This is a genomic window from Streptomyces sp. NPDC018029 (assembly GCF_044327655.1).
GTDB lineage: Bacteria > Actinomycetota > Actinomycetes > Streptomycetales > Streptomycetaceae > Streptomyces.
On sequence record NZ_JBIRFV010000004.1, the window covers coordinates 674,833 to 691,901 of the forward strand.

9 protein-coding genes are annotated in these 17,069 nt (G+C 70.7%); 3 read left to right on the forward strand and 6 right to left on the reverse strand.

All coding sequences use genetic code 11. The features are described from left to right. The first annotated feature begins 275 nt into the window (after positions 1 to 275). Positions 276 to 2,804, forward strand: a complete 2,529-nt coding sequence (locus ACH4D5_RS16015) for an ATP-dependent Clp protease ATP-binding subunit (RefSeq protein ID WP_363248329.1) — start codon at positions 276 to 278, stop codon at positions 2,802 to 2,804. Between the two features lie 96 nt (positions 2,805 to 2,900). Here the strand turns inward: ACH4D5_RS16015 and ACH4D5_RS16020 are convergent, their stop codons facing one another. Both ACH4D5_RS16020 and ACH4D5_RS16025 read right to left on the reverse strand, forming a co-directional pair. Continuing rightward, a complete protein-coding gene (locus ACH4D5_RS16020; RefSeq protein ID WP_398302527.1) occupies positions 2,901 to 5,462 on the reverse strand; it encodes an NACHT domain-containing protein in 2,562 nt (853 codons plus the stop codon). Between the two features lie 48 nt (positions 5,463 to 5,510). Then, on the reverse strand, positions 5,511 to 8,063 hold the full coding sequence (locus ACH4D5_RS16025) for an NACHT domain-containing protein (RefSeq protein WP_398302529.1): 2,553 nt from the start codon (positions 8,061 to 8,063) through the stop codon (positions 5,511 to 5,513). Between the two features lie 91 nt (positions 8,064 to 8,154). Between ACH4D5_RS16025 and ACH4D5_RS16030 the strand changes: the two genes are divergently transcribed. Then, positions 8,155 to 9,030 (forward strand): alpha/beta fold hydrolase, encoded by an 876-nt coding sequence (locus tag ACH4D5_RS16030; RefSeq protein WP_398302531.1) that lies wholly within the window; start codon positions 8,155 to 8,157, stop codon positions 9,028 to 9,030. Positions 9,031 to 9,032: 2 nt separating this feature from the next. On the opposite strand, the gene ACH4D5_RS16035 is transcribed toward ACH4D5_RS16030, so the two are convergent. Then, the gene (locus ACH4D5_RS16035) at positions 9,033 to 9,215 is read right to left on the reverse strand and encodes a DUF397 domain-containing protein (protein ID WP_398302533.1); all 183 of its coding nucleotides are present in this window, start codon (positions 9,213 to 9,215) and stop codon (positions 9,033 to 9,035) included. Next, a complete protein-coding gene (locus ACH4D5_RS16040) occupies positions 9,212 to 10,114 on the reverse strand; it encodes a helix-turn-helix domain-containing protein (protein ID WP_398302535.1) in 903 nt (300 codons plus the stop codon). Before ACH4D5_RS16040 ends, ACH4D5_RS16035 begins: the two co-directional genes overlap by 4 nt. A gap of 69 nt (positions 10,115 to 10,183) precedes the next feature. On the opposite strand from ACH4D5_RS16040, the gene ACH4D5_RS16045 reads away from it, so the two are divergent. Then, positions 10,184 to 10,456 (forward strand): ATP-binding protein, encoded by a 273-nt coding sequence (locus tag ACH4D5_RS16045; protein ID WP_398302652.1) that lies wholly within the window; start codon positions 10,184 to 10,186, stop codon positions 10,454 to 10,456. Here the strand turns inward: ACH4D5_RS16045 and ACH4D5_RS16050 are convergent. Together ACH4D5_RS16050 and ACH4D5_RS16055 are read right to left on the reverse strand one after the other, a co-directional pair. Continuing rightward, entirely contained in the window at positions 10,446 to 13,553 is a 3,108-nt protein-coding gene (locus ACH4D5_RS16050; RefSeq protein WP_398302537.1) for an NACHT domain-containing protein, read from the reverse strand. The two genes, ACH4D5_RS16045 and ACH4D5_RS16050, sit on opposite strands and share 11 nt — an antisense overlap. An 18-nt stretch (positions 13,554 to 13,571) precedes the next feature. Beyond that, complete coding sequence (locus ACH4D5_RS16055) at positions 13,572 to 16,757, reverse strand: NACHT domain-containing protein (RefSeq protein WP_398302539.1); 3,186 nt, start codon at positions 16,755 to 16,757, stop codon at positions 13,572 to 13,574. Positions 16,758 to 17,069: the final 312 nt, after the last annotated feature.

The following is a 17,069-nucleotide window of genomic DNA, read 5'->3' on the forward strand; positions in this document are numbered from 1 at the left end:
ACATCCCTAGTGGGAGGGGGCGACACGCGGTCCTGGACATGTCACGTTCGCCATCGGCGTAGTGATGGTGGGGGTAACTGCCTGGCCTGCGGGAACATCGTCTCGCACCATCGGGTTGGAGCAGTTGTCGGCGTTCGGGGTCAGGAGATCCTCCGAGTTGGGGTCCGGGTGTCGGCAGTTGGAATGAGCGGTCCCCGCTTGCGGGACTAAGCTGCGGAAGGACAGGGAGGGGACCGACCCCTTTACTGCCTGACCGCTCTGAGGAGCGATTAACGATGTTCGAGAGGTTCACCGACCGCGCGCGGCGGGTTGTCGTCCTGGCTCAGGAAGAAGCCCGGATGCTCAACCACAACTACATCGGCACCGAGCACATCCTCCTGGGCTTGATCCACGAGGGCGAGGGTGTCGCCGCTAAGGCCCTGGAGAGCCTCGGGATTTCGCTCGAGGCGGTCCGCCAGCAGGTGGAGGAGATCATCGGGCAGGGCCAGCAGGCTCCGTCCGGGCACATTCCCTTCACCCCCCGTGCCAAGAAGGTCCTGGAGCTTTCGCTCCGCGAGGCCCTTCAGCTGGGCCACAACTACATCGGCACGGAGCACATCCTGCTCGGCCTGATCCGTGAGGGCGAGGGCGTCGCCGCCCAGGTCCTGGTCAAGCTGGGCGCCGATCTCAACCGGGTGCGGCAGCAGGTCATCCAGCTGCTCTCCGGTTACCAGGGCAAGGAGACCGCCACCGCCGGCGGTCCTGCGGAGGGCACGCCCTCCACGTCCCTGGTGCTCGACCAGTTCGGCCGGAACCTCACCCAGGCCGCTCGTGAGTCCAAGCTCGACCCGGTCATCGGGCGCGAGAAGGAGATCGAGCGGGTCATGCAGGTGCTGTCCCGCCGCACGAAGAACAACCCGGTCCTGATCGGTGAGCCCGGTGTCGGCAAGACCGCCGTCGTCGAGGGCCTCGCCCAGGCCATCGTCAAGGGCGAGGTGCCCGAGACCCTCAAGGACAAGCACCTCTACACCCTGGACCTCGGCGCCCTGGTCGCAGGATCGCGCTACCGCGGTGACTTCGAGGAGCGCCTGAAGAAGGTCCTCAAGGAGATCCGCACCCGCGGCGACATCATCCTGTTCATCGACGAGCTCCACACCCTGGTGGGTGCGGGCGCCGCCGAGGGCGCGATCGACGCCGCGAGCATCCTCAAGCCGATGCTGGCCCGCGGTGAGCTGCAGACCATCGGTGCGACCACGCTCGACGAGTACCGCAAGCACCTGGAGAAGGACGCCGCGCTGGAGCGCCGCTTCCAGCCCATCCAGGTCGCGGAGCCGTCGCTGCCGCACACCATCGAGATCCTCAAGGGCCTCCGCGACCGTTACGAGGCGCACCACCGCGTCTCCATCACGGACGAGGCGCTGGTGCAGGCCGCCACCCTGGCCGACCGGTACATCTCGGACCGCTTCCTGCCCGACAAGGCGATCGACCTGATCGACGAGGCCGGCTCCCGGATGCGCATCCGCCGGATGACCGCGCCGCCGGACCTCCGCGAGTTCGACGAGAAGATCGCGGGCGTCCGTCGCGACAAGGAGTCGGCCATCGACTCCCAGGACTTCGAGAAGGCGGCCTCTCTCCGCGACAAGGAGAAGCAGCTGCTCGCCGCGAAGGCCAAGCGCGAGAAGGAGTGGAAGGCCGGCGACATGGACGTCGTCGCCGAGGTCGACGGCGAGCTGATCGCCGAGGTCCTGGCCACGGCGACCGGCATTCCGGTCTTCAAGCTCACGGAGGAGGAGTCCTCCCGCCTGCTGCGCATGGAGGACGAGCTCCACAAGCGCGTCATCGGCCAGAAGGACGCCGTCAAGGCGCTCTCGAAGGCGATCCGGCGTACGCGTGCGGGTCTGAAGGACCCGAAGCGTCCCGGTGGCTCGTTCATCTTCGCGGGCCCGTCCGGTGTCGGTAAGACCGAGCTGTCCAAGGCGCTCGCCGAATTCCTCTTCGGTGACGAGGACGCGCTGATCTCCCTCGACATGTCGGAGTTCAGCGAGAAGCACACGGTCTCGCGTCTCTTCGGTTCGCCCCCCGGTTACGTGGGTTACGAAGAGGGCGGCCAGCTGACGGAGAAGGTCCGCCGCAAGCCGTTCTCGGTCGTCCTTTTCGACGAGGTCGAGAAGGCCCACCCGGACATCTTCAACTCGCTCCTGCAGATCCTGGAGGACGGTCGCCTGACCGACTCCCAGGGCCGGGTCGTCGACTTCAAGAACACGGTCATCATCATGACGACCAACCTCGGCACCCGTGACATCTCGAAGGGCTTCAACCTCGGCTTCGCGGCCCAGGGCGACACGAAGTCCAACTACGAGCGGATGAAGAACAAGGTCAGCGACGAGCTGAAGCAGCACTTCCGCCCGGAGTTCCTGAACCGCGTGGACGACGTCGTCGTCTTCCCGCAGCTCAGCCAGGACGACATCCTCCAGATCGTCGACCTGATGATCACCAAGGTGGACGAGCGCCTCAAGGACCGGGACATGGGCATCGAGCTCTCCCAGTCCGCGAAGGAGCTGCTCGCGAAGAAGGGTTACGACCCGGTGCTCGGCGCGCGTCCGCTGCGGCGCACGATCCAGCGCGAGGTCGAGGACACCCTCTCCGAGAAGATCCTCTTCGGTGAGCTCCGTCCCGGCCACATCGTGGTCGTCGACACGGAGGGCGAGGGCGAGACCGCCACGTTCACCTTCCGTGGCGAGGAGAAGGCGGCACTGCCCGACGTGCCGCCGATCGAGTCGGCCGCCGGTGGCGGCGCCGGCCCGAACCTGAGCAAGGAGGCGTAGCCCGCACAGGGCGCGCCACAGGGGCTGCCCCGGAACCGTTTCGTACGGCTCCGGGGCAGCCCCTTTTTCGTACGCCCGTACGGGACTGGGCCGCCGTCAGGCGGTGATCGAGACGCCCTCCGGTACGTTCCGCACGCGTGGCAGGCGCGGGTTGACGCGCAGGACGCGCAGGGCGGGGAAGCGGACCAGCCACGACATGTCCGGGTCGGGCAGCTCCGCGTTGAGCCACAGGTGGGTGAGCCGGTCGGGGACCAGGCCCGCGATGAGCTCGTCGGTGCGCATGACGCCGGCCACCTGGATGCGGGGCCGCCCGCCGAGGCCGCGCAGGGCCGTGAGCTCGGCGGCGTCGGAGACGGGGAAGTACAGGCCCTCGGGGGAGAGGTGCGCGATGATCTCGCGGGCGTACCGCTCGGTGTCGAAGTGCCGCCAGGGGCGGGCCAGCTCGGTGCGGATGGCGAGCGAGGTGCGGGTGCGCAGCCGGGCGAGGTAGTCGATGGCCGCGTCGTCCTGGACGCGGGTCGCGGTGATGGCGAGGAGCAGCGCCTGCTGGTCGCCGGGGACCTGCTCGGGGTCCGGCAGCTGCTCCAGGACGATGGGGCCGACCCAGCCGAGGCTGCGGGCGCCCTGTTCGGTGGTGGGGCGCAGGAGGTTCTTCGTGCGCCGGTGGACGAGCTCCTGGATGGCCGGGTCCAGCTCGCTGACGTGTTCGAGGCAGGCGGCGGCCATCAGGCGCCGGTGGTTGACGTGCGGCCTGCGCAGGCCGGGGGCGGCGGCGAGGAGACGCTCCAGGAAGCGGGCGCACTCGTCGGGGCGGGCGTGGGCGGCGGCCATGCGGATGACCTCCTCCCACTCCGGCTGGTGGGCGTGTTCGACGAGGGTGTCGAGGTCGCCGCGGGCCACGATTTCCTTGGCCGCCAGGTAGTCCTGGAAGGTGCGGTGGATGAAGTCGACCGAGACGCCCGCCTGTTCGCGCAGCAGCCCGGTGCGGTGCAGCAGGTGGCGGAAGATCTTCTCGCCGTCGCCCGCGGCCCGGGCGGAGGGGATGGCGGGCAGCGCGTGGTTCAGGACGTCGACGACGCGGCGGCGCGGCAGCTCCGAGAGGCCCTCGTCGAGCATGGCGTGGGCGAGCTTGCGCAGGAGCAGTTCGCGGGCGCCTTGCTGGAGCCGTACGTCGTCGGCGTACAGCACGTCCCGTTCGGGGTCGCGGCGCTGCAGGAGCATCTCCAGGGCGGCGTCGTAGAGCTCCTTGCGCCCTTTGGGCAGGGAGCCCGAGCGGTCCCGGTTGAGGGCGCATATGAGGCCGCACATCAAGGGGTTGGTGGCGAGCTGGCGCAGCTCGCGGTAGATCCGTACGGAGTGCAGCAGGCGCTGCTCGTACTCCTTGAGGGATTCGGTGTCCTGGCCCGCGTCGCTCATCGCCGCGGTGTGCCAGTCGCGGATGAAGCGGGTGACCTGGTCGCGGGACATCGGGGCGAGGGACAGCTCGGTGAAGCCCTCTTCGGCGAGGCGTTCCTGGGCGAGCCAGCCGTCCTCCACGGCGGAGGGCCGTGAGGTGACCAGGCAGGCGGTGCCGGAGAAGATGCGCAGGAGGCGGCGGAGCTGGTCGCGCAGGGCGCCGCGGGTCTCCTCCGGGGCCTCGTCGATGCCGTCGACCAGGAGCAGGGCGCGGCCCGCGAGGAGGGTGCGGACGACCCAGCCCTCGGGAGCCTGGCCGGCGAGCGGGTGGCGTACGGCGCGCAGGAAGTCGTCCGGGGCGGGGAAGCCCTCGCGGGCGAAGCGGCGTACGGGAAGGACGAACGGCACGCGGGCGCCCTCGCGGGCGGCGGCGACGGCGAGCCACTGCACGAGGGTCGTCTTGCCGGAGCCCGCGACGCCGCGCAGCAGGACCCGCTCGTGGCCCTCCAGGGCCCGGTCGGCGAGGAGGACGGTGCGCTGCTGCCCGCCGGCTCCCGCCACCGGGCCGCCGCTGTTCTCCTCGGCCTGGAGGCTCAGATAGGTGTCCTCCAGGGGCCAGCGGTCGGGCGCGTGCGCGAAGTCGACGCCGACGATGGTTAGCCAGCCGTGCTGGCGCACCACCTCTTGGGCGTACGCGGCCTCGAAGTCGGCGTCTTCCCGGGAGGGTTCGGGGCGGCGGGCGACGGCCGCCTCCGCGTCGTTGAGGTCGACGAGCTGGCGGATGCGGCTGGCGCGCTCGGGCATGTGCCGCTGGATGTACGGGGAGCGGCGCACGAGGTGGTGCAGGACGTGCAGGCAGACGGCGACGAGCAGTTCGTCGTGGAACCAGGCGGCGTCGGGGGTGAGGCGGCGGTCGGCGCCCTGGACGGCGCCGCGCAGCCGCCGGGCGTAGTCCTGCGGGCCGAGGCGCACGGCGTCGGCGTCGGTGAGGTCGAGTTCGCCGATGGCGAGCAGGGTGCGGGTCAGGACGTCGGCGACCGCGGGGAGCTCGGCGGTGGGCGTGGAGTGCGTCTCCGCGGCGAGCTGGATGAAGTCGGCGGCGGTGCGGTGGACGTCGTCGGGGTCGGCGGTGGCGTCGGGCCCGCGCCAGGTGGTGAGGGCGGCGATCAGGTCGGGGGTGGTGGGCGCCCGGGGCGGGATGCGGAAGAACCGTTGCACGAGGGGCATGGCGAGGGCCGAGGGGGTGCGTACTACGGGCTCCATGGGCATCGGGTCCCTGGGGTCGGGTCTTGCCGTAAGGCCAAGGATAGGTCAAGTGGCCTGCGTCCCAGGGGTGTTGAGGCGTACGCCGGACGGAATCCGCTCGGCTGTGCCCGCGCCGACCGCCACGTCCAGATCCACGTCGGTGAGGCGCGGGAAGGCCGAGAGCCAGGCGAGGCCCTCGACCGGGTGGGGTGCGTCCAGGGAGAGCCGGGTGAGCTGCTCCGGCACGATGAGTTCCGTCAGGTCCTCGACGCGGTAGGGGCCGACGACCTTGATGGTCGGCCAGCCGCCGATGGCGCGGAGGGCTCGAAGGTCGTCGGGGCCGTGCACGGGGATCATGGGCCGCTGGGACAGATGCGTGAGGATTTCCCGTACGTAGAGCTCGCGGTCGAAGGCCCCCCACTGCTGTGCCAGGGTCAGCTGGACCAGACGGGAGGGGTGGTCGCGGAAGCGGGTCAGGAAGTGCAGCGCCTGGGGGCTGCCGACCCTGGCGGCAGTGAAGACCACCAGCCGGGCGAGCTCGTGGTCGACCTCGTCGGGGCCGGGCAGCAGGCCGAGGACCAGATCGCGGCCCGCCTCCGCCAGGGTGGCGGCCTGGAGGCCCGTCAGCGGCGGAATGAGCGTCCGTACTCCCCGCTCCACCAGCTGCCGCACGGCCGGCGCCACCTCCGCCGCGTACGGCAGCGCGGCGGCCGCGAGCAGTTTGCCCCGCGCCGTACCGCCGGCCACCAGCCGCCGCAGCATCTGCTCCGCCTCCTTCGGCCGCGCGTGCGCGACGGCCAGCAGGATGACGTCCTCCCACTCGGACCGGTCCGCGTGGTTCACGAGCAGGTCGAAGTCCAGTTCCTGCACGGCGAGGCGGGCGCCGAGGTAGTCCTGGAAGGTGCGGTGCAGGAAGTGCACGCGCCCTTCGGCGGGCTCCCGCAGCAGCCCCGACCGCAGGAGCAGCCAGCGGTAGACGTCCTCGCCGTCGCCGTCGAGGTTCATCGCGGGGGCGGCCTCCCCGAGGATGTGCACGGCGTCCGAACGGTCCATCTCCGAACGGCTGTTGCGGATCAGCCACCAGGCGAGCTTCTGGAGGAGCTGGACCTGGATGGCGAACGGCAGCCGTACGGCCGTGACGTCCCGCTCGACGTCCCTGCGCTCGAGCAGCATCGTCAGCGCCGCCTCGTACAAGGACTTCCTGTCCTGCGGCAGGAAGCCGCGCCGCTCGCGGTGGAGCGCGCAGAGCATCCCGCACATCAGCGGGTTGGTGGCGAGCCGGTTCAGCTCGGACGCGGCCCGCACGGACTGCAGGAGGGCGGCCCCGACGGATTCGTCGGCGCCCGCCGCACGGTGCCACCGGCGTACGAACGTGTCGACGTCGTCGCGCGCCATCGGCGACAGCGTGAGCTCGTCGAAGCCCGTGGGGTCCAGCCACTTGTCGGGGACGGCGGAGGGGCGGGTCGTGACGAGCCACAGATTGCCCGGGAAGAAGCGGATCAGATCGCGCAGCCACCGCTTCGCCGACTCGCGCCGGTCCTCGGAGATCTCGTCCATCCCGTCGACCAGCAGCACGCCGCGCCGGCCCTCCAGGACGCGCTCCACCCAGCCCGGGGGCTGCTCCCCGGCGACGAGACACCCGACGGCGGTCAAGAACTGGTGCGGGGCGGGGAGTTCGGCTCCCGGCCGGACGATCCGCCGCATCGGCAGCACGAACGGCACCCGCCCGATGAGGTGGGTGAGCCCGTGCTCGTACGTCCGGTCGGCCGCCGTCACCGCGAGCCACTGCACCAGGGTGGTCTTGCCGGACCCGGCGACGCCGCGCAGCAGCACGTGGTCGTGCTGGGCGAGCACCCGCTCGGCCGCCACCGGGGCCCCGCCTTCCCCGGGCCGCTCCCGAGTCGCCTCCAGGCTCAGATACGCCGTGTCGAGGGGCCACTCACTGGCCCCGGCGTAGACGTCCAGACCGTAGATGGTGAGCGTGCCGTGCCGCGCGGTGATGTACGAGGCGTACCGCTCCTCGAACGCGGCGTCCTCGCTCGACTGCGACGGCAGCCGCTCCAGGAGTACGTCGACGGCGGCGACGAGCCGCGCGAGCTGCTGACTCTGCGAGGTCTGCTGCCGGGCGATGTAGGTGGAGCGCTGCGTGAAGAAGTTCAGGATGTGGAGGGAGGCGGTGTGGAGCAGCTGGTCGTAGAACAGCTCGGCGTCGCGGCTGAGCGCGAACGTCACGACGGTCACGGCCGACTGCGAGCGGAGCACGCGCGCGAACTCCTCCGGGCCGAGGGCGACGGCTTCGTAGTCCTCGATGGTGAGGGTGCCGAGGGCGGCGAGGGAGTGCGTGAGGGCGTGCTTCACGGCGACGGCCTCGGCGGCGTCCACCGGCCGCTCGCCGGGCCCCGCGGCCTTCAACGCCCTCCGGACGAGCTCGTCCGCGATCTTCTCGACGTCCTTCGGTGTGACGTTCCGCTTCTCGCCCCCGAACGACACGAGCCCGGAGATCCGCACCGGCTTGGCGACGAGCGCCGCGCCCGGCTGGTCCTTCACGAAGAGCTTCTTCACGAGGGGGGCGACTGCGCCGGACGCGAGGCGAGCACCTAGGGCTGCGGGGTCGACCATGACCTCAGATTAGGTCAATGGCCGCCAGCACAACTGCAGTTCGCCGGTCCCGAGTCCATGCCCGGGAGGCGGGCGCGGAACAATGAGGATCATGGACTACGGCGTACGGGAACCAGCGCGGCTCGGACAGTTCCAGCTGCCGGACGGACGACTCCTCGGCTGGGCGGAGTGGGGGCCGGCCGACGGCACCCCAGTGCTGTTGTGCCCTGGGGCGGCCACCAGCAGGCGGCTCGGTTTCGGCGGTGACGTAGTCGACGCGGCGGGGGTCCGGCTCATCAGCGTGGACCGGCCCGGCCTCGGCGTCTCCGGCCCGGCGCCCGGCCGGACTCTGACCAGTTGGGCCACCGACATCCGGCACCTCTTCCGGGAAAGGGCCCTACGAGCACCGTCGGCGGTGGGATTCTCACAGGGGGCACCGTTCGCCCTCGCCCTGGCGGCAGACGGTCTGGTGAACGCGGTGGCCGTGGTGTCCGGCAGCGACGACCTCGCACATCCTCGCTTCGCCCACTCGCTGATCCCGCAGGTGAGGGACATGGTGGACGCCGTCGCGGCCGACCCCGTCGCCGCCGAGGCGCGCTTCGCCGACTTCGGCAGCGCCGACGCACTGTGGGAGCTGACCGTGACGACGGCCCCCGAGGCAGACCGGGCGGTCTACACCGACCCGGTCTTCCAGGACGCCTTCCGGCACGCGCTGGACGAGGCGTTCAGCCAGGGCCCGGCCGGCTACGCCCGCGACACCGTCCTGGCGATGGGCCGCTGGCCGTTCGACCCCACCGGCATCGCCGTCCCCGTCGACCTCTGGTACGGGCAGCAGGACACCAGCCCGGTCCACTCCCCGGACCTGGGCGAATCGCTCGCCCAGCTGATCCCGACAGCGACCCGGCACGTGCTTTCCGATGCCGGGGGATCCTTGCTCTGGACACACGCCGAGGCCGTGCTGCACAGGTTGCTGGCCCACGTCCGCTGAGCTCATGACTCCGGTGTGAGGGCGCGTATGAGGGCGGCGAAGGCGGTGGGGTGGGTGGTGAGGGTGGTGTCGGGGGCGTCGCTCTCTTGGAGGTGGATCCGGCCGGTGGGGCTTTGGGCCACGTAGACGCAGTTTGCTCCGGCTCCCTCGCTGAAGGAGGACTTCTGCCAGGTGAGTTCAGTCATCGTCGGGCTCCGCTGTGGGCGTAGTGGATGTGCTGGACGAGCCCCAGGGAGTCTCGGTCTTCGAGGCGGTCCGGCGTGTTCTCGTTCACGATGGGCGCCAACGCGCTGGCGCCCAGGGCGACGATGGTCGCTTGGTACTGGGAGATCGCTTCGCTGTCGTGCAGGGTCATCCCAGCGGCGGGATGCTCGACGAAGACCGTTTCCAGGCCCTGCACTCCCGGGGAGAGGAGCAGGAACGGGGCGCTGCGCCAGGCCTGTGTCCCCTGGTCGAACGACAGGATCTGGATCGTGACATGCGGGTTGGCGGAGCAGCGGATCAGGTGCGCCAGCTGGGTGCGCATGATCTGAGGGTTGCCGACGACCATACGCAGCGCGGCCTCATGGATGACGACGTGCAGCTGGGGTGGGTGTTCACCGGTGAGGATGCGCTGGCGCGCGAGACGGAAGCGCACCAGCGTGTCGATCTCGGCGGGTCTCGCGCTGGGCCGAGTGTTCTGGAACAGCGTACGCATGTACGACTCGGTCTGGAGCAGACCGGGGACGAGCAGCGTCTCGTAACTCGCGATGCTGGTCGCCCGGTCCTCCAACTCGGCGAGATCCAGCAACTGCTGAGGCAAATCCTTGCGGTACTCGGACCACCAACCCTTGCCGTTGCTCTCGGCCAAGCGCACCAGCTCGTCGACATAAGCCCCACTAGTGCACCCGTACTTGGCCGCAAGGGTGCGGAGACGTTCCGTGGAGATGCCGGTCCTGGCCGCCTCGATGTGCGTCATGTGGGGCCGTCCCACGCCGATCAACGCGGCCGCCTCGATGAGGTTGAGCCCCGCGGTCTCGCGCAACTTTCGGAGCTCGACGCCGAGTCGTCGCTGGCGCTCGGTGATGTGCTGCCGTAGTGCCAAGGGTGGACCTCCCGGGAGTTCGGGCGTGGAGGCGTCTCATGGGCGTACCCGCGCATGACCTCAAGTCGTATGGGCCTGAGCCCGAACTACCGTCACCCCCCGAGACCTACACCCTGTTCACCCCCGGCAACGTCCACCCCGCCAAGATCGAAAGCCGCCGTCGCCGCCACCCACGTACGCATCGCCGTGTACGACGGCGGCGACCAACTGCCCCCGCCCCGCAGGCCCGACGCGGAGGAGGAGGGCGGGCGCGGACTGTTCCTCGTGACCGCACTGTCGGACGTCTGCGGGGTGACGCCCGCGAGTACGGGCAAAGGTGTGTGGTTTCAGCTCAATCGGTGAGCGGGCCGTAGATGTGTACGTCGATGTGGGCGGGGAGATTGTCCAGGCCTACCGCCACCGCGGGGACTGTCAGCTCCGCCAGGGTCGGGTGGTGGGCCAGGGCTGAGACGTCGATGAGGGCGTTCCGGTCCGGGCTGCCCTCGGGGCGGTTCTGCAGGAACAGCCGCTTCAGTCCCGGCGCGAGCGTACCCAGGCGTGCGACGGCCGCCGTCCAGGATGGATCAGGGCGGAGCTGCAGGTCGACCAGGCCGGGCACGGTCAGGTCCGGCGAGGCGAGCGTGAGGGCGTTCGCCGGGAGGTGCAGGGCGAGAGGGCCCGGCAGGGCTGCGAACACCTCCCAGTCCGCGGGGGACAGCGCATCGTCGTCGTCGAAGGTCACCCGCTCCAGCGTCGGCCACCGGGTCGCGATACGCAGGTCGGCCAGGGAGTTCCGGGAACCCACGAGGCCGAGGAACTTCAAGGGGGCCTCAGCGGGGAACGGCGCCAAACTCCACGGTTCCAGTGCGCCGACGACGCTGAGTCCGTCGAGGTGGCCGAGGGACCCTAGTGCCTCCGCCGTCAGCAGGGTCGGCGGGAACCTGTTCAGGAGCAGGAACGTGGGCTCGCAGGCCGCTATGAAGCGGGAGGCGATCTCGGGGGTGACCCCCGGCCTGATGTCCAGCTTCCGCGGGCGCAGGTCCAGCCGTTCGAGCTCGGCGACCTGCGCGTCGGTCCGGAGGGTGAAGTGGATGTCGTCGGCGTCGCCGAGGCGGGCGATGATCTGCTCGGCGTACGCGCGGCAGTCGTACCGGTGCCACCCCCACATCAGCTGGCTGCGGACGCTGATTCTTCCGTGCCGGGCGAACCGGGCGAGGAAAGGGATCGCCGCGTCCGAGTCGACCCGCGTCGCGGTGATCGTCACGTGTGTGGCCTCGTCGTCGGTCAGGCCCTCCGGGCCCGGCAGCAGGTCGAGCACCATCGCCCCGACGTTCGCCAGCGCCTTCGCGTCCGCCACGTCGTGCGGCGGGATCAGCGCCGCCGTCCGCCGCTCCACCTCCTCCCGGACGGCCGGCGCCAGCTCCGCCGCGTGTTCCAGGCAGGCCGCGGCCAGGAGATGGACACGCTTACGGGTCCCCTCATCCGGGTGGCCGTCGCCGAACGAGAGCAGGTCGCCCAGCAGTTCCGCCCGTTCGCGCGGCCGCGCCTGTGCCACCGCCATGCGGATGACGTCCTCCCACTGGTCGTCCGCGGCGTGCCGGGCGAGGACGCCGAAGTCGCCCTCGTCGACCGCGGCCCGCGCGCCGAGGAAGTCCTGGAACGTGCGGTGGACGAAGTCGACGGTGCCGGGTCCCGGCTCGCGGAGGAGGCCGCTGCGGTGCAGGAAGTGGGTGTAGACCGCTGCGGCGTCGCCGAGCGGGGCCAGCTCAGGCACCGCGGGCAGCGCGTCCGCGATGATGGCCTCCGCGCGCGAACGGTCCATCACTGTACGGCCGTTGCGGATCAGCCAGTACGCGAGCCGCTGGAGCAATTGCAGCTGCGGCTCCTCCCGCAACTCCGGGACCGCCATGTGGCGCTCACGGTCCCGGCGTACAAGCAGCATGGAGAGAGCTGCCGTGTAGAGATCCTTGCGGCCCAGCGGCAGGAAGCCCCGCCGGTCCCTGTGCAGCGCGCAGATCAGCCCGCACATGAGGGGGTTGGTGGCCAGGCGGCCCAGGTCCGGCTTCGACCGGACCGCCGCCAGGAGCTGGCTCTCGTACGCGGCGAGCGCGGCGTCCTCCTCGGGCGCACCCGTGGTCGCGGCCGCGTGCCACCGCTCGATGAACGCCGCCACCTCCGCCTTCCGCATCGCGGAGAGCGTCAGCTCCGTGAAGCCCTCCTCGGTGAGCCAGTCCTCCCGTACGGCCGAGGGGCGCGACGTCACCAGCCAGCGGTTGCCCGGGAACGCGTCGATGAGGTCGCTCAGCCAGGTCCGCGTCCGGGCGCGCTCCGCCTCCGGGACCTCGTCGATCCCGTCGATCAGGACCAGGGCGCGGCCGGCCGTCAGGACGCGCGCTTCCCAGCCCTTCGGCTGGGTCCCCGCGAGCGGGCAGTCCACGGCGGTGAGGAAGTCGGCGGGCGCGGGCAGGCGCTCGCCGTGGCGGGTGAGGGTGCGCAGGGGGAGGACGTACGGGATGCGGTCGTCCAGGTACGCCATGGTGTCCGAGGAGACAGCCACGTCCCCGCGTGCCGCGCTCACCGCAAGCCACTGCACCAGCGTCGTCTTGCCCGAGCCCGCCTCGCCCCGGAGGAGGACCCGGTCATGGGTGGCGAGCGCCTGGTCGGCGGGGAGCGGAGGCGTGCGGTCGACGACCTCCACCCCTTCCGAGTGGTACTCGGCTCCCGCCTGGTAGTGGGCCGTGGCCACGCGCCCGGGCGGCGCAGCCTCCAGCGACATGTAGGCCGCGTCCAGGGGCCATTTGCCCGGGGAGCCGGCCAGATCGATGCCGTAGATCGTCAGCTTGCCGTGCTTCTTCACGACGTACGCGAGGTAGCGCCGCTCGAAGGCGACGTCCTCCGCCCCGCCGGCGATCGGGTTACGGGAGATCAGCTCGTCGACCTTCGCGATCAGCTCGTCCTGCGCCCGGCTCTGCGCCACCAGCGTCGCCGCCACGAAGGTGGAGCGCTGCGTGAAGAACTGCAGGATGTGCAGGCACGCCCACTCGGTGACCGAGTCGAGGTAGAGGGAAGCGTCCGCGGAGAGGCCGGAGGCCGACACCTCGTACACGAGCTTGCGGGCCAGCTTCTCGTGGCCGAGGCGGACCGCCTGCACGTCGTCCATGTCGAGCTCGCCGAGGGAGAGGAGCCTCCGGGCCAGGGCGTCGACGACCGCTTCGGCCTCGTCCTGCGGGAAGGGGCGCTCGCCCGGCGAGTCCAGGGACGCCGCCACGAGCCGCTCCGCGAGCCGCCGCACGTCCCGCTCGCCCAGCGTGCGCTTCTCGCCCCGGAAGGAGACCAGCGAGGAGAGCCGCACGGGCTTGTCGACCAGTCCCGCACCCGGACCCTCCCGCACGAACAGCTTCTTGATCAGGGGGGCTACGGCGCTCGATGCCAGGCGGGTGCCTATGACCGCGGGATCCATGGGTGTGAGCGTAGTAGGTCAGGGGCGTGCTAGTCGGCGGCCATTGACGATCAGCTCGACGTTGTCGGGGAGTTGGGCGGGGTCGGGGGCCTCGTTGGTCTGGGACACGTTGACGCGCCGCAGTTGGGAGTGTGCTCGCAAGGGGGTCAGGTCGACCGCGACCGGCGCGACCACGCTGAGAGCTGTCATCGAAGGGAACGCCTCGACGGCCTGCCGTAGATCGCACTCGGAGCCGTGCGCCATGACGGTGGGGCGGCCCACCGCGTCCAGTCGGACTCCGCTCGCCGCCAGGTTGGACAGCTCCTCCGGGTTCAGGTTCAGGAACTCCAGACGCGCCAGGCCCGCTATCACCCGCCAGTCCTCGTCGTCGAGCGGAACCTCCAGGTCCAGGCCGATTTGAGTGAGCGAGGCGAACTTGCCGAGGGCCGAAAGGTCAGCCGAGTTTCTGGGCGGAAAGAGGCATCGCAGCGGTGCGGCGTCCGGTATGAGCTCAAGGACCGGCCACTCGGTCACCTCTCGTGCGCTGAGGAGGGTGAGCTGGTCGAGCGCCCGTAGCGGGCTCAGGTCGAGTCGCGGGACGTCGGCGATGATCAGTTCGCTGAGAGGGAGGCCGGTCACCGGCGCGAGTGAGGAGACGGCGGGACACCGCAACAAGCCGAGGCGTTTCAGGTTCCGGTACCGGCCGACGAACTCCAGGTCGTCGATCACGCCGTTGCCGGAGAGGGTGAGCCGCTCCAACTCCGCGTCTCCCAGGGCGTCGACTATCTGGCCGGCCGTGAAGTCGCCCACGAGGTCCATGAGCGGATGCCCACCCAGGCGGCTCAACGCGGTGAGCTCGGTCTGCGAGCGGACCAGGATCGTCGTATCGGGCTTGTTCCGCAGGTGGCGGATGATCTCGCGCGCGTACGTCTCCGTGTCGAACCGGTCCCAGTGGGAGCCGAGTTGATGGCGGACGACGGAGTCCGCGTGATCCCGGTACTTCACCAGGCACGGCAGCGCGGCATCACCTCCGACGAGAGCCGCCGTATTCGCGACGTAGGCCGCTTCCATAACGCTCGTCGCGGCCTCGGGTCCTGGTAGCAACTCCAAGACGATCGGCCCCAGTTCAGCCAGCCTCTCCGCCTCCGGATAACTCTGCGGAGGAATCAGCTCCGCAGCCCGCCGCTCCACCTCCCCCCGCACCTCGGGATCCAGCTTCGCCGCGTGCTCCAGGCAGGCCATGGCCAGCAGGTGCAGCCGCACCCGGTGCTCCGGCTGCTTGTCGCCCCGCTTCATCAGGCCCCGCAGCAGCCGCACCCGCTCGTCGGGGCGGGCGTGGGCGACGGCCATGCGGACGACGTCTTCCCACTGGTCCAGGTGCGCGTGCCGGACCAGCAGGTCGAAGTCGCGCTCCTCCACCGCCGCCCGTGCCCCCAGGTAGTCCTGGAAGGTACGGTGGACGAAGTCCACGGCCCCCGCGCCGGGTTCGCGCAGCAGCCCGGACCGGACGAGGAGGTGGCGCAGGATGTCCTCGGCCGGGCCCTGCGCGGCGACGTACGGCATGGACGGCAGCAGCCGCTCCAGCTGGCTCACGGCGTCCGCGCGGTCCATCTCGGAGCGGCCGTTGCGGATGAGCCAGTAGGCGAGCCGTTGGAGCAGCTCGATCTGGGACTCCTCGTCCAGGTCGGCCACCATGTCGCGCTCGCGGTCCCGGCGCTCAAGGAGCATCGAGAGCGCGGCGTCGTAGAGCGCCTTCCTGCCGCGCGGCAGGAAGCCACGGCGTTCCCGGTGGAGCGCGCAGATCAGGGCGCACATCAAGGGGTTGGTGGCGAGCCTGCCGAGGTCCTGCTTGGTGCGTACGGCGTCCAGGAGGGCGTCGCCGAGAGCCGCGTCCGCTCCGGCCGCCTCGTGCCAGCGGTGGATGAAGACCTGGATGTTCTCGTGGCTCATCTCGCAGAGGGTGAGGTCGGTGAAGTCGTCGCCGCCGAGCCAGTCCTCGCGTACGGCCGAAGGGCGTGAGGTGACGAGCCAGAGGTTGCCCGGGTAGGCGCAGAGCAGGTCGCGGAGCCAGCGCCGGGTGCGTTCGCGTTCCTCCTCGGGGACCTCGTCGATGCCGTCGATCAGCATGAGCGCCCGGCCCGCCGACAGCACGCGGTCCGCCCAGCCAGCGGGCTGGGCGGAGGCGATCATGGCGTCGGCCGCGCCCAGGAAGTCGCCCGGGGCGGGTAAGGACGCGCCGCCGCGCGTGAGCGTGCGCAGAGGAAGGACGAAGGGCACGCGTCCGATGAGGTGGGCCAGTTCGCCGGTGAGCCGGTCCTGGCGGGCGGTGGTGACCGCCAGCCACTGCACCAGCGTGGTCTTGCCGGAACCGGCGGCGCCGCGCAGCAGGACCCGCTCGTTGCCCGCGAACACTCCCTCGACGGGCTGGGAGAGAGGCGGGATCCAGCGCTCGGCCGGGGGGAGCCCATCGCGGCTCTCCGCCGCGAAGGTGCCGTCGGCGACGGGCTGGTGGTCGGCGTTCCGGGACGCCTGAAGGCTCAGATAGGCGGTGTCCAGGGGCCAGTCGCGGGACTCGTTGAGGTCGATGCCGTAGATCGTGAGACGGCTGTGCTTCTTCGCGACGTACGCCTCGTAGCGCTCCTCGAATCCGGCGTCCTCCGCGGACCGGTCGCAGAGGCGCTGGATGAGGATGTCCGTGCGGGTGATCAGTTCGTCGAGCTGCCGGCTCTGCTCGACCAGGGAGCGGGCGACGAAGGTGGAGCGCTGCGTGAGGAAGTGCAGGATGTGCAGGCAGGCGCTCTCCAGGATCCGGGAGTACAGGGAGACCGTGTCCTGGCTGAGGAAGCGCACGAGGTGACGGCCGCCGGCCCGCTCGTACAGCTTGTCGGCGAGCCTCTCGTGGCCGAGGCGCACCGCCGCGACATCGTCGAGGTCCAGGTCCGGCAGTGTGTACAGCGTCAGCTCCAGCGCGTCCGTGAGGGCGTCGAGCTCGATGTCGTCCGCCTCACGGGTCTCCCGGGCGGCGCGACCGGCCAGTTCCCGGACGAGCTTGCGCAGGTCCTGCTGGGACAGCGTGCGCTTCTCGCCCCGGAACGACACCAGTGAGGACAGTCGTACGGGTCTCTCCACCAGGCCCGCGCCCGGGCCGTCCCGCACGAAGAGCTTCTTGATCAGTGGGGCGATGGCGCTCGATGCCAGGCGGGTGCCGACGACCGCGGGATCCATGGGCGTGAGCGTAGTGCGGGTCACATTCGGGGTGGGGCGGATCCCGGGGGCCGGTGACATGACGCACAGGGGTTTTGGCCGGTACTAGGCGCCATAGTGGGCCCGGCCCGATCCGGGCCCGGGACCTTCGGCCCGCAACCCCCGGGACCTTTGCCGCGTCGGGGGGTGGCGGGTCGTGGACCGCCGTGGGTATGCGGCGTCTGCCCGTCCGACGTCGCCTTAAACCCGTGCGGAAGGAGAAAATCGCGGCGCATGAGCGCGGGGTAAATGTCCGGATTTGAGGGTGTCAAGAGGTCTAAATGCCGGTGCCTG

Bases quoted from the DNA above. Each gene is read 5' to 3' on its own strand.
- ACH4D5_RS16025 (WP_398302529.1), bottom strand. From the start codon at position 8,063: ATGGTCGACCCCGCAGCCCTAGGTGCTCGCCTCGCGTCCGGCGCAGTC.
- ACH4D5_RS16055 (WP_398302539.1), bottom strand. From the start codon at position 16,757: ATGGATCCCGCGGTCGTCGGCACCCGCCTGGCATCGAGCGCCATCGCC.
- ACH4D5_RS16050 (WP_398302537.1), bottom strand. From the start codon at position 13,553: ATGGATCCCGCGGTCATAGGCACCCGCCTGGCATCGAGCGCCGTAGCC.
- ACH4D5_RS16030 (WP_398302531.1), top strand. From the start codon at position 8,155: ATGGACTACGGCGTACGGGAACCAGCGCGGCTCGGACAGTTCCAGCTG.
- ACH4D5_RS16035 (WP_398302533.1), bottom strand. From the start codon at position 9,215: ATGACTGAACTCACCTGGCAGAAGTCCTCCTTCAGCGAGGGAGCCGGA.
- ACH4D5_RS16020 (WP_398302527.1), bottom strand. From the start codon at position 5,462: ATGGAGCCCGTAGTACGCACCCCCTCGGCCCTCGCCATGCCCCTCGTG.
- ACH4D5_RS16045 (WP_398302652.1), top strand. From the start codon at position 10,184: ATGGGCCTGAGCCCGAACTACCGTCACCCCCCGAGACCTACACCCTGT.
- ACH4D5_RS16015 (WP_363248329.1), top strand. From the start codon at position 276: ATGTTCGAGAGGTTCACCGACCGCGCGCGGCGGGTTGTCGTCCTGGCT.